The 12,906-nt window shown below is 56.1% G+C and carries 13 protein-coding genes; 10 read left to right on the top strand and 3 right to left on the bottom strand.

Going from position 1 to position 12,906, the window contains the following annotated elements; translation table 11 throughout:
• Positions 1–71: 71 nt before the first annotated feature.
• From ACO6TI_RS01155 to ACO6TI_RS01145, 3 genes are read left to right on the top strand one after another with little or no spacing between them, the layout of a single operon-like run.
• On the top strand, positions 72–662 hold the full coding sequence (locus ACO6TI_RS01155) for a TetR/AcrR family transcriptional regulator (RefSeq protein ID WP_422384181.1): 591 nt from the start codon (positions 72–74) through the stop codon (positions 660–662).
• Positions 655–1,818, top strand: coding sequence for an aromatic ring-hydroxylating oxygenase subunit alpha (locus ACO6TI_RS01150; RefSeq protein WP_422384180.1), 1,164 nt, complete (start codon positions 655–657; stop codon positions 1,816–1,818). Before ACO6TI_RS01155 ends, ACO6TI_RS01150 begins: the two co-directional genes overlap by 8 nt.
• Position 1,819: 1 nt before the next feature.
• A complete protein-coding gene (locus ACO6TI_RS01145; protein ID WP_196896526.1) occupies positions 1,820–2,026 on the top strand; it encodes a hypothetical protein in 207 nt (68 codons plus the stop codon).
• 23 nt (positions 2,027–2,049) lie between these two features.
• Here ACO6TI_RS01145 and ACO6TI_RS01140 read toward each other — a convergent pair whose 3' ends face one another.
• Positions 2,050–2,736: a M50 family metallopeptidase gene (locus ACO6TI_RS01140; protein WP_055113914.1), complete on the bottom strand. Its 687-nt coding sequence runs from the start codon at positions 2,734–2,736 to the stop codon at positions 2,050–2,052.
• A gap of 379 nt (positions 2,737–3,115) precedes the next feature.
• Positions 3,116–3,589, bottom strand: coding sequence for an Lrp/AsnC family transcriptional regulator (locus tag ACO6TI_RS01135; protein ID WP_055113910.1), 474 nt, complete (start codon positions 3,587–3,589; stop codon positions 3,116–3,118).
• A gap of 246 nt (positions 3,590–3,835) precedes the next feature.
• On the opposite strand from ACO6TI_RS01135, the gene ACO6TI_RS01130 reads away from it, so the two are divergent.
• The 6 genes from ACO6TI_RS01130 (at position 3,836) to ACO6TI_RS01105 (ending at position 10,852) form a co-directional block, all read left to right on the top strand.
• Positions 3,836–4,603, top strand: a complete 768-nt coding sequence (locus ACO6TI_RS01130; protein WP_235808818.1) for a transporter substrate-binding domain-containing protein — start codon at positions 3,836–3,838, stop codon at positions 4,601–4,603.
• 58 nt (positions 4,604–4,661) lie between these two features.
• A complete protein-coding gene (gene ehuC / locus ACO6TI_RS01125) occupies positions 4,662–5,327 on the top strand; it encodes an ectoine/hydroxyectoine ABC transporter permease subunit EhuC (protein WP_055113905.1) in 666 nt (221 codons plus the stop codon).
• A 10-nt stretch (positions 5,328–5,337) separates the two neighbouring features.
• A complete protein-coding gene (gene ehuD, locus ACO6TI_RS01120) occupies positions 5,338–6,009 on the top strand; it encodes an ectoine/hydroxyectoine ABC transporter permease subunit EhuD (RefSeq protein ID WP_208992594.1) in 672 nt (223 codons plus the stop codon).
• A gap of 13 nt (positions 6,010–6,022) precedes the next feature.
• Positions 6,023–6,829: an ectoine/hydroxyectoine ABC transporter ATP-binding protein EhuA gene (gene ehuA / locus ACO6TI_RS01115; protein WP_055113903.1), complete on the top strand. Its 807-nt coding sequence runs from the start codon at positions 6,023–6,025 to the stop codon at positions 6,827–6,829.
• A 207-nt stretch (positions 6,830–7,036) separates the two neighbouring features.
• Positions 7,037–8,509: a pyridoxal-5'-phosphate-dependent protein subunit beta gene (locus tag ACO6TI_RS01110; protein ID WP_196999988.1), complete on the top strand. Its 1,473-nt coding sequence runs from the start codon at positions 7,037–7,039 to the stop codon at positions 8,507–8,509.
• Positions 8,510–8,512: 3 nt separating this feature from the next.
• Complete coding sequence (locus tag ACO6TI_RS01105) at positions 8,513–10,852, top strand: molybdopterin-dependent oxidoreductase (protein ID WP_422384179.1); 2,340 nt, start codon at positions 8,513–8,515, stop codon at positions 10,850–10,852.
• A 154-nt stretch (positions 10,853–11,006) separates the two neighbouring features.
• Here the strand turns inward: ACO6TI_RS01105 and ACO6TI_RS01100 are convergent, their stop codons facing one another.
• A complete protein-coding gene (locus ACO6TI_RS01100) occupies positions 11,007–11,222 on the bottom strand; it encodes a hypothetical protein (RefSeq protein WP_159100909.1) in 216 nt (71 codons plus the stop codon).
• A gap of 402 nt (positions 11,223–11,624) precedes the next feature.
• Here ACO6TI_RS01100 and sstT point away from each other — a divergent pair, with 402 nt between their 5' ends.
• Positions 11,625–12,896: a serine/threonine transporter SstT gene (gene sstT, locus ACO6TI_RS01095; RefSeq protein ID WP_209013669.1), complete on the top strand. Its 1,272-nt coding sequence runs from the start codon at positions 11,625–11,627 to the stop codon at positions 12,894–12,896.
• Positions 12,897–12,906: the final 10 nt, after the last annotated feature.

The raw sequence follows: 12,906 nt of genomic DNA, 5'->3' as shown, positions 1-12,906 counted from the left end.
TATCAACCTTGACAATTAAATGCGATTACCTAAATTGATTGTCAAGGTTGAAAATCTAATGGAGATGCATTTTGGCGCGACCTGAAATCAAGGATGATCGCAGGGAACAGATCCTCGACGCATTCGAAATGTGTGTTGCGCGGTATGGACTGGAAGGAGCAACACTCGGCAAGACGGCAGAGATTGCCGGCCTGGCCAGACCGCTCATCCGACACAATGTCGGAAACAAGGAAGATTTGCAGGAAGCCCTTGTCGAGCGGTTTTTAACGCGAAGCAGAGAGGCAATGGAGGATCTGTTGGGATCGCTTCCGGAGGGAAACCGGCTTGAAGCACTCCTGGAGACACTGTTTGATCCACGCAGTGCCAATCCTCAGCTTGTTCTGGTCTTCAACGCCCTGAGTGCGGCCGCACCCGATGATGCGGTGCTTGCAGCGCAGCTGCAGCAATGGCTCACAGATTTCGTCAAATGTCTGGAAGCGGAGATCGCGCGCGGCTGTCCCAACGCTCCGGCTGGGCTTGTGGAAGCTGCTGCTGCCGGGGTTTCCGGCATCTATTTCAACGTCGAGGCGCTTTATCCGATCGGCATTTCAGACCGGTTTGTGGCGTTATCCAGAAAGGCGGCAAACTTGCTGATCGCAGCGCTGGAGACAGGCAATGACTGATACTTGCCGACTGAAACCGGAGGCTTACTTCAGCGAAGCTCGGCACAGGCTGGAACAGCAATCCCTGTTTCGCGATTCCTGGGGTTTTGCAGGTACGGTCGGGGACCTTACCGAGCCCGGAGACAACATTCTTGCTGAGATCGGCGCGGCAACGATCGTCGTTGTTCGCGACAAGTCCGGCACCTTGAACGCGTTCCACAATTTCTGCCGTCATCGCGGGGCAACCCTGCTGGATGCTGCGAACGGGAACACAGGCGGCGCGATCGTCTGCCCTTATCATCGCTGGACCTATGATCTCGACGGTGGATTGAGGGGAGTTCCGGACAGGCAAAGCTGCTTTGCCGATCTCGATCGGGCGAAACTCGGACTGAAACCGGCTGCGCTCGGAATTTTTCGGGAGTTCATCTTTGTCAATCCCAACGCCGGGGCACGCTTCGAGGACTGGATTGCGCCAGTTGCGGAACTGGCCTGGCCGCACGATCTCTGCGCCGGTGATGTAAAGGAAGCGGTTCCACTGGTTTACCATCTCAAATGCAACTGGAAGGTCTTTGCCGAGAACGCTATCGATGGCTATCACCTTGCCTATCTCCACGAACATACGCTGGGTGGACCTACGCCGGACAAGAATATCTGGGAACGGGCCGGCGAACACATGATCTGGTACGCGACCGAGAACGGTGTCCGGCATCGCCTGCCCCAGAAAATCCGCGACGAGGCCGGTTCCAGCGGTATTCTCAAGAGCGCGTCGGAAGCCGGATATGGCGGAGTCTATTTCCTGTTTCCCACGACGCTGATCGTGCCGACGCCTTATGGGTTGTCGCTGACTGCGCTCAAGCCGGTTGCGCCGGACAGAACCCGGCTCGACGTGCGTCAGTGGGTCGGGCCGTGGCAGTTGAAAGACGAGCGCTCACAGATCCCGGGCTTTGACAAGAAAACCGGAATTATTTCCTCTGAGAACTGGACCATGCCGCCGCTGGAGACAGGCGATTTTCAGACCGAAGACATCTGGATCTGCGAGAAGGTTCAGCGTGGCCTGCAAATGCCCGGTTTCGAGTTCGGTCCCCTGTCTGAAGGCCCCGGCGCTGAAGATCCGATCCGCTGGTTCCATGAAATTCTCAGGCAGAAAATGCGCTTGAGCCCCACAGGGGAACACTGACATGGCCTGGACCACGACCCTCGGCATCCTGTTGCTGTTATGGGTTGCCTACGATCTGGTGACCGGGCGGGTCTGGTTGCACCGGGCGTATGATCGGGCAACCGAACCGGCAGGCTACTGGGTGACCATGTGTCTCTGGCTGCTCGTGGCGCTTTCCTGCATTTTCTGGACCGCTTCGGTTCAGGCATACCTTTCGCCGCCGGTTTGACCGGCGGTCCGCAAAACGGGGACCTAGTTCCGAGCCTTCTCGCGAAATGAAAGGTTGCTGTTCTCGCCCAGTCCGTAACGGACGCAGCAAAAGATGGCTCCCAGGCTGAGAACCAGCCAGAGCGCGCCCCAGAACATGGTCGGGCCGCCGAATTCCTCGGCCAGCATGTAGGCATCGGACCGCACGCCGGAGCGGCGGATCGTGTCGTCGAAAATGTCGTAGGGCACATAGATGATGCTGGAAAGCCCGATGACCCGAAGGATCATGTCATTGACAGGGCGGCTGAGATAGCGGGCAATTGCCAGCATGCCAAGGCCAGTTGCTGCGCAGAAGAACAGAGCGAACCAGTCCCGCACGTAGAGGAGTGCGACCAGCAGCGTCAGGCACCCGAACAGCGCCAGAACAGCCCGGTCAGCATTGGTTCGAAGCGCGATCATCAGCAGCGTGATACCGATCAGCAGCGACCCGAGATAGCCGGCTGACAGCGTAATGAAGCGGTTGCCGCCTCTGGAGATAACATGCCCTCCCTGCTGCGGCGATATGGACAGATCCACCACCGACCCGCCGGTCAGCACGGTCGCGACGGCATGGGCGAGTTCATGCAGAAAGACCACCAGGATCTTGAGCGGAATGACGACCGGTGTGTTCCACAAAAGGAACAACACGCAAGTTATCGCTATGAGCTGCCAGTGACCTTTGACGAGTTGCATCAGGGTGAAAGGGCATGGAGGGGAGGTGAAGTCAAGATTTTGTCCCGATCGACGGTCTGGTTGGGGTCTTTGTTGCCAAGGCAGGTGCGCGCATTGCGCTCCGTGCCAGACTTACCTGTCGCACGAAAGGGCTTCCGCAAACCGGACACTCTGCGCGCTGCTGCTGCCGCATCGCCCAAGTCATTGACAAGGACAGGCAGCACACGGGCACCTGCAGGCCGGACGCGATGAGACCGATACGGAAACATGTTTGGGCAGCAGGCTCGACCATGTTGCGTTTGGCGGTACAATTTCCGTGAGGATGGCGTTGACCGGGCGGTTTGGGTTCAGACAGTGCACTCCAAGTAATTTTCAGGCTTCCAGGGCCCCTGGTGTTTGTTCACACCGGAACGTTCAAGCCGACCTTGGTCCGGTCCATGACCACTGATGTTCGAAATCGCTTCACATTCGTATCGTCAAAAAACAAACGCTGAATGAGCTTTTGATATTCATTCATGTCCTTTGCCAGGGCAATGAGCGCAAAATCCGCATCCCCGGTTATGTAGTAGCACTGCTGGACCTGTTGTTCCGAAGTGACCTTTCTGCGAAACGTATCCAGGATATCGATCCGCTCCCGCTCCAACTCGACGAGAATGAGAAACGTCATTCCCTGACCAACGGTCTCCGGGTCAACCACCGCAATTTCGCGCTGGATGATGTTTGCTTGCCGAAAATGACGAAGTCTGCGCTGCACCGTCGCGATCGATGCCCCGGCTTCTTCCGCAATTGATTCCATCCGGGAATTAGAATCCCTTTGCATGATGCTGAGAATAGTTCGGTCTACGCTTGATAGTTCGCTGTGATCGTCTGACATCCGATTTTCCAATTTATTGACTGAATCAAGTCACGATAATTCGAAAATAGATAATGTGAAGAGCAAACTATTCAATAATATGAGAATGAGACCGCAATGAATGCGGCAATGTCGTTGGTCGGATCATTTGACTTTCGAAAATAACAGAGAGGATTAGCTATGATTTCTTCTTTCAAGACTACGGTTGTATCCGCCATTGGGGGCTTGATTTTGCTTTCATCCGCGCATTCTAGTCTCGCGGATGAGTTGACTGATCGTATCAATGCTGGCGATCCAATTCGTCTCGGCTTTGCGACCGCAATTCCCTGGGCCTATCCTGGAGACAACGGAGAACCTTTGGGTTTTGTCAATGCACTGACCCTCGTGGTGCTGGAGGAAATGGGAATTACCAACTACGAGACATCCGTCAACGAGTGGTCCGGTCTGATCCCCGGTCTTCAAGCCGATCGCTACGATATCATTACCGGTGGCATGTATATTCTCAAAAGCCGCTGCGAAAACATCAACTTCACCGACCCGATCGGGCTGTTCGGAGATGCCATGCTCGTTCCGGCCGGCAATCCGCAAGGCATTCACAATTACCAGGACGTGATCAAGACCGGTGCGACGCTGGTGACTGGTGCCGGCTTCAATACCGTTGAAGCTGCCAAGAAGGAAGGTGTGCCTGAGAGCCAAATGATGCTGGTTGCAGGGGAAGTTGAAATCCTTGCGGCGATGAATGCGGGTCGCGCCGATGTCGCGGTGCAAACATTCTTCGGTGCGAAGGAACATGTCGAAAAATCGGACGGTAAATATGATGTAACCGATCCGGCCGACATGCCGGAATGGACCCAGAACTGGGTTGGCATAGGCATGCGCAAGTCTGATCCTGATTTCCTGGCCGCTTTCAACGAAGCCATGGCCAAGGTGATCGGTGGTGAAAAATGGATGGCTGCAACAGCCCCATATGGCTACACCGAATTTCAACTTCCGGGCGAAGATGCCTCGACGGAATATGCTTGCGCCAATCGCTAACCGCATACAGATGACGTCAGGCGGCAAAGCCGTCTGACGTATTTTGCCGGAGTTCCAGATGGGCTATTGGGAATTTCTAGTCGAGTACCTGCCGAAACTCGCAAATGGTGCGGTCATGACCGTGATGGTCATGGTGTGCGCCACTCTCCTGGCGGTTGCCGTCTCCATGGTATTCGGCCTGATGCGGCTGTCTTCACATTTTGCGATACAGGGTGCAGCCACCGTTTACATCGAGTTTTTTCGCGGGACGTCGCTCCTGGTTCAACTCTACTGGATCTATTACGTCCTGCCGTTGATGGGACTCACCTTGTCGCCATTCGTATCCGGCGTTCTGGCGCTGGGACTCAATTTTGGAGCCTATGGGGCGGAGATCGTCCGGGGCGGCATTCAAGCCGTGCCGCGCGGCCAATATGAAGCAGCACTGGCACTGAACATGTCGCCGTTCAGTCGGATGCGGCGCATTATCATACCGCAGATTTACACAATCATACTCCCGCCGGCGGCCAATCTGACTGTCGAGCTGTTGAAGGCAACCGCGCTTGTTGCGCTGATCACGGTCGTTGATCTGATGTTTGTTGCCAAACAGATAAACGCAACCACCTGGTTGTCGGCCCAGGTCTTTGGGACTGCCTTGATCATCTACTATGCCATGGCGCGCTTTGCGCTGATCCCGTTTCTGAGGTGGCTTGAACTTATCGCCGCCCGCAAGATCGGCAAAGCGTGAGGAAACACTGATGGAATGGCGCTGGGAATTTGCCTGGGAAATTCTGCCGAGGATGCTTTGGGCGACAGGTAACACCCTGCTTGCTGCAGGTGTCGGCTACACGATTGCCGTGGTTCTAGGACTGTTGTTGATGTTGGGGCAAAGAACGCCCTATCGGCTGATAAACATGCCTGTTCGCGAACTGGTCGAATTTGTCCGTTCGACACCATTGCTGGTTCAATTGTTCTTCGTGTTTTTCGTTGCTCCGCAGTTTGGAATCAAACTGTCCGCGTGGACCGCTGGCATGCTGACCATCGGGTTGCACTTCGGGACCTATCTTTCGGAAGTCTATCGCGGCGCACTGGAGGGCGTTCCAAAATCCCAGTGGGAAGCATGTCGTGCGCTGAATTTCACAACCGGATACACATATCGCCGGGTGATCCTGCCGCAAGCGTTTCCGATCGCTCTTCCCGGCATGGGCAACTACCTCGTGGGCATATTCAAGGATACGCCGTTGCTGGCGACCATAGGTGTTGCTGAACTCATGCACACCGCCAATGCACTGGGGGCCGAGACCTATCGATATCTGGAACCCTACACGATGGTCGGATTCATCTTCCTGATCATATCTCTTCCCACAGCGTTGGGGCTGCGCCGACTTGAAGCTGCTGTCGCCCGTGCGCAAGGCAATACAAGACATTAAGGCAGAACAATCAATGGATACTACCCATCCGCAAGTGCTTCCGGAAGGCAGCCCGCTGGTTCGGTTCTCGGGTGTCACCAAATGCTATGGACCCCTTACGGTCCTGGACAAGCTGGACCTGGATATCGCGCAAAATGAAATGGTGTCGATCATAGGACCTTCCGGGTCGGGAAAAACCACGGTGCTGCGCGTCTTGATGACGCTTGAGAAGATCAATGATGGTGTCATCTATGTCGACGGAGAACCGTTGACCCACATGCCGAAAGCCGGTGGTCTGACCTTCGCCACCGAGAAGTATCTTCATGAACGACGTTCGAAAATCGGGATGGTCTTCCAGCAATTCAACTTGTTTCCTCACATGACAGCGCTGCAAAACTGTGTGGAAGCTCCCATGCAGGTTCTTGGCCTAAGCCGTGAGGACGCCGAGGAGCGGGCACTCAATCTGCTGGAATTGGTCGGCATGGGAGACAAGAAAGACCAACACCCCACGCGCCTTTCCGGTGGTCAGCAGCAACGGGTTGCCATCGCCCGTGCACTGGCAATGCGGCCGAAGGTGATGCTGCTGGACGAAGTCACGTCGGCGCTTGATCCCGAAGTGATTGGTGAAGTGCTCAACGTTATTCGTTCGCTCAACAGTGAACACAACCTGACGATGATCATGGTGACCCATCAGATGGGCTTTGCGCGCGAGATATCAGACCGGGTCTGCTTTTTCTACGAAGGAAAAATCGCGGAGCAGGGATCACCGGAACAGCTGTTCGGAGATCCGCAAAACGAAAGAACAAAGCAATTCCTGCACGCCGTGCTGGATGCCAACTGAGTTTCCGGCGCCTGTGCGGGAACCTGTGGCAAGCCGGCAAGCCGGGATTGGTCGCTAAAGATCAAAGAGGAGGCGTCCGCCCTCACCAGAAACCATTTCCAGATCCCCGGATCACATTGACAGGATCGATCGGGCGGGACCCAGCAGAACAAACCTGATTTTCACCCGGTGTCTCCGGGTATCTGAACCTAATGAAAGGCCGGTACGATGTTGCCAGGACTAGAGGATACCATTGTCGATCGTGACGCTTATCAGCGCAATGTGGATCACCTGCGCGGGCGCGAAATCGTATTGCCGAAGATAGCCGAACTAGCTGATCCGACACAACATATCGCCCCGCGAATGCAGGCTGTGTCAAAAGCGGACCCTGATGCAGCAGATACGCTGAACCTTTTTCGTGTCCACTGGCACAATGCGCGTGATCGCCGGGCGCTTGCCAAGGTGCCTGAACATATTGTTCTGGATGAACGTGTTACCGGAGTGAAAGCCAAGATCGTTGTTGCTCTCGGCAATTGCTTTCCGATGATCGATTGCCACAAGGTCCTGGCAGCTTATGGCTGCCTGATCCCGCGTCTTATGTCGGGCGTATTTGATGCAACACGCCACAGGGCCGTGTGGCCGTCTACGGGCAACTATTGCCGCGGCGGCGTTGCCATTTCGAAGCTGCTCGGCTGCAGATCTGTCGCCGTATTGCCGGAAGGGATGAGCCAGGAACGGTTTGACTGGTTGAATGCCTGGCTGGCGGATCCCAATGACATCTATCGAACCCCGGGAACAGAAAGCAACGTCAAGGAGATCTATGACGCCTGCCACGAACTCGCGAAGAGTCCCGATAACCTGATCCTGAATCAATTTGCCGAATACGGAAACTACATCATCCATCGTTCGGTCACCGGACCGGCAATGGAACGTGTTTTCAATCATGTAAATGTTTCAGGCAACCTGACGGCGCGCGCGTTTGTTTCTGCAACAGGATCTGCTGGAACCATCGCTGCAGGAGACCACCTGAAGTCCGCTTTGGGCAGTCAGATCGGTGCTATCGAAGCTCTTGAATGCCCGACACTTTTGTACAACGGTTATGGCGAACACAATATTCAGGGCATTGGGGACAAGCATGTTCCGTTGATCCACAATGTCATGAATGCAGATTTTGTCATCGGTGTTCCGGATAATGCAAGCGATGGTCTGAACCTTGTGGCCAATACCACCGCCGGGCGGGACTATCTCTCCAGATACCGCGGCCTGGGACAGCAAGAGACCTCGGATCTCGGAAACTTCGGTTTGTCGGCGCTCGCGAATATCATAGGTGCGATAAAATACGCCAAATACATGAATTTGGGAGACAGTGACGTTGTCCTGACTGTAGCGACGGACGGCGCGGACATGTATCAGACCGAGTTGCAAATAGCCCGGAGGAAACATTTCGCAGACGGGTTTGACGCGGTGAGAGCTGCTGAAACATTCGGCCGTTCCGTTCTGGGTGCATCCACGGATCACATGATCGAATTGACACGCGTCGACCGCGAAAGGATCTTCAATCTTGGCTACTACACCTGGGTTGAACAGCAGGGTACGACGCTGGATGATTTTGACCAGCGGCGGGATCAGGCGTTCTGGGACGGCTTGCTCGATCTGGTTCCGGTCTGGGATGAAATGATCGATAACTTCAACAGGGCCTAGTCGATGAGCGATCACACGCGCTTGCCTTTGACCGCAGCGCATTGGGGCGTCTATCGCGCCGATGTCACAGACGGGAAGCTTGAGGCGCTGCATCCGTTCGAACACGACCCGGATCCGTCACCGATCGGGCAAGGGTACCTTGATGCAATCGACGATCCGGTGCGTATCAAGACACCCGCGGTGCGCAAGGCCTGGCTGGACAATCGCAGCGACGGCGTGGCGGCGCGGACCGGCCGGGACGATTTTGTCGAGGTCAGCTGGGAGACAGCGGAAAAGCTGGTCGCCGAAGAGTTGAACCGGGTACGCGAAGAACACGGAAATCAGGCGATTTACGGGGGATCATACGGGTGGTCATCAGCAGGACGTTTCCATCATGCGCAGAGCCAGCTGCACCGGTTCTTGAACTGCATCGGCGGATACACCCGATCGGTGAACTCATACTCCCTGGCCGCCGGCGAAGTTATCCTGTCCCATGTTCTGGGGGACGCGACCGCTTTCATCCATTCACCGCAGCCATGGCAATCGGTTTCCAAGCATACAGGATTGATTGTCGCGTTCGGCGGCATGCCTTTGAGAAACAGTCAGGTCAGCTCAGGCGGTACTGGATACCATCGAACCCGTGAAGGGTTGAGGCAGGCGAAAGAAGCGGGCGTCTCCTTTGTTAATGTTTCGCCGATCCGAAGCGACGTTTCCAGTGAATTGGGCGCTACCTGGCTTGCCGCGCGTCCAGGAAGCGATGTTGCCATCATGCTGGGTCTGGCGCACGAGATCATGAGCAACAACTGGCACGACAACGCTTTTCTCGAGCGTTACACGTCAGGCTTTCAGGAGTTCGCCGAATATCTGGCCGGAGCAAAAGACGGCGTTGCGAAAACGGCAGCCTGGGCGGCGGAGATCGCGCAAATACCCGAGAGTGAAATACGTCTGCTGGCAAAACGCATGTCGGCCACCAGGACGATAATCTCGGTCAGCTGGTCGTTGACGCGGCAGGAACATGGCGAGCAGCCGTTCTGGATGGCCACCGTGCTTGCCGCCATGCTGGGGCAGATCGGATTGCCTGGCGGCGGGGTCGCATATGGCTATGGTGCTGCCAACTCCGTGGGCAATGAGCGACTTCCTGTCCGTTACGCAGCCTTGCCTCAGCTGAAGAACCCGGTTGACGACTTCATTCCGGTTGCCCGCATCAGCGACATGTTGCTCAACCCCGGCTCAGAGTATCGTTTCAATGGCGAACGGCGCAGCTATCCTGATATCCGGCTGGTTTACTGGGCAGGGGGCAATCCTTTTCATCATCACCAGGACCTGACGCGGCTGTCGGCCGCCTGGCAGAAGCCGGAAACGGTCGTGGTGCATGACTATTGCTGGAATGCACTCGCAAAGCGCGCTGACATCGTATTGCCATGCACCACGCCGCTGGAGCGTGACGACATCATGATCACGCCAAGGGACCGCTTTGTCATTGCCATGAAAGCGGTTGTCTCTCCGGTCGGAGAGGCCCGCGATGACCATGATATCCTTCGCGGTCTCAGTCGGGAGCTTGGTGTCGAAGAGACTTTTACCGACGGCAAGTCGGCCTCTGAATGGATGAAATGGCTCTATTCGGAAAGTAGCATCCACGCACTCAGCAGCGGTGTTGAACTACCCGATTTCGACAGTTTTCTCGCCAAAGGATGGCACGAAACCGAGCGGCCAAAAGTGCCGGAGGACGCGTTCGCAGCCTTCCGCAGGGATCCGGCGGGGTCACCCTTGAAAACACCGAGTGGCAAGATCGAGATCACATCTACCTCCATCGCAGCCTTTGAAGACAATCCGGTGTTGCCACACCCGGCTTGGTATGAGCCCGAGGAATGGCTCGGCCGCGCTGAAAAGCGCTTTCCATATCACCTGATTTCCAGTCAGCCGGCAGACAAACTGCATTCACAACTGGACCAGGGCCGAACCAGCCGTTCAGCAAAGCTGAAGGGGCGGACACCGCTTCAGATCCATCCCGCAGATGCTGAAAGATCGGGCATTGCCGATGGGGATTGTGTCCGCGTTCACAATCGTCGTGGCGCTTGTCTTGCAACTGCAAAGCTGGACGCAGATATCATGCCCGGTGTCGTTCAAATGAGCACGGGGGCCTGGTTGGATGCCGTGCCGCAGAAAAACGGAACAATTCTTTGCCGGCATGGAAACCCCAATACGGTTACCAGGGATGCAGGTACGTCCGAGTTGGCACAGGGACCGGTTGCGCATTCCTGCCTCGTGGCAGTCGAAACCTATCGGCAGGATGAGAGTATCGAAGCCTTTGAACCGCCGGCAATAGAGCGACAAGGAACCAGGACTGTATCGCAGAAGGTCTGATTTTCCGGTGCGAGTGACGACATGACGCGTCAGCTGATGTTTCTGCCTTTCCTCCCTCTTTGACCTGATACCGCCGGGCATGCCAGGCACTCACAGCCAATCTGGCGGATGTTGCTCTGGGACACCTGCAGACGGTGCGTTTTGGTCTGCGCGATCATGTCGATGCGCGGTGAACCACCCCGACATTCGGCCCGACATACACCCCTTGATCCCGCTCAAGGTCAACGTCGATGGGTTTCAGGGCGAAAGGGGCGATGTACCGGCCGGATCCAGGGAAACCCAGTCCCGTGCGGTCCTCCCAATCACTGATTGTTTCCGGAATGATCATCGACTGGCGGCAAACCCCGATCTTGTCGCCATCCAGTCTCATGTGAAGGAACATCCGCAGGCTGATCGTGTTGGTCCGTGCTCAAATGCATGGATCGAGCGATTTCAGGCCGGAAAGTGCACACTTGCGAAAACGTAATCTTTCGGACACCCGTTGTTCACCTTGCACTCCCAGATACCTGGTCTCGGGAAGTGCCAGGTCTTGAATTTGGCCAGGGCGGCAATGCGACAAACCACGTTCGTTCCGTCGGCAAAGTCAAAATCATCAATTCGCATGCAGTACGGCTGACACGCCGTGTTGCGTTTCTTCCTGAGGTTCCTGAATCCGGATTGAAGGCAGACCGCAATCAGCCAGAGGTCCCGAGAGACAGTCGCGCCGCTCTTCCTCAGCCGGGGCGTGTGGTCGCGTTTCCATCAACGAACCAAACCAGACAGGATGATTGCGATGAAGTCCCTCCTACCAGGCAGCCTGGTAACCCAGATCGCCGTCGGGCTTGTGGCCGGCGTTCTTCTTGCCACCGTTTGGCCCGAAGCGGGCCAGGCAGTGGGTTTGCTCGGCGAATTCTTTGTAGATGCCTTGAAAGCCGTTGCCCCCGTTCTCGTGCTGATCCTCGTGAGCGCTGCCATCATCAACCACAAAAAGGGCAGCCAGGCGCATATGGGCCCGGTTGTTTCTCTTTACGTCATCGCCACTTTCTCGGCAGCACTTCTTGCAGTGGCGGCAAGCTTCCTGTTTCCCGTTACGCTTCAATTGACCGGAACTCCCGAGATCATGGCCGCGCCTGGTGGTCTGGGCGAGGTCATGAAGAACATTTTGCTGAAGATGGTCGATAATCCGGTGAATGCCATTGCCCAGGCGAACTACATCGGCATTCTGGCCTGGGCAATCGGCTTTGGCCTTGTTCTGCGCCATGCCAATGATACGACCAAAGTCCTCATGTCGGATCTCGACAAGGGGGTCACAAGGATCGTCGCGGCTATCATCCGGCTGGCACCTGTCGGCATCTTCGGAATTGTGGCGTCCAGCATCGCCGAAACCGGAATTGGAACGCTTGTCGGCTACGCGAACCTGCTGGCGCTGTTGATCGGTTGCATGGTTGTCATGGCTCTCGTGGTCAATCCGCTGATCGTCTTCCTGCGCATAAGACAGAACCCCTATCCCCTGGTCTTCACCTGCCTGAGGGAATCGGGGATCACCGCGTTCTTCATGCGGAGCTCCGCCGCCAACATCCCCGTAAATATGGAACTCTGCCGGCGCATGAAACTCGACGAGGAAACCTATTCGGTGACGATCCCGATCGGGGCGACGGTCAACATGGCCGGCGCGGCCATAACAATTACCGTCATGACACTTGCGGCGGTAAATACCATGGGCCTAGAGGTCGATTTCCTGTCGGCTGTTTTGCTCAGTTTCATTGCCGCGATAGCAGCGACCGGAGCTTCGGGCGTTGCAGGGGGCTCACTGTTGCTGATACCGATGGCTGCCAGCCTGTTCGGTATCGACAACGCGACTGCAATGCAGGTGGTAGGCATCGGTTTCATTGTCGGTGTCTTGCAGGATTCAGCGGAAACCGGATTGAACTCGTCGTCCGATGTTCTGTTCACCGCGGCCGGTTCCTATAAGCAAGGGGATCCTTACCCGCGCAAACTGCCGCTTGAACCGGAAGGTCCACGGTCCGATGATCTGGTGCTGGCGAGAGCCGGTTCGCAGGCATAGGCGCAATCTG

The organism is Roseibium album (genome assembly GCF_965233825.1).
In the GTDB taxonomy this organism is placed as follows: domain Bacteria; phylum Pseudomonadota; class Alphaproteobacteria; order Rhizobiales; family Stappiaceae; genus Roseibium; species Roseibium album.
Note: the sequence above shows the minus strand (reverse complement) of the source record. Positions and strands in the feature narration are given on the sequence as shown.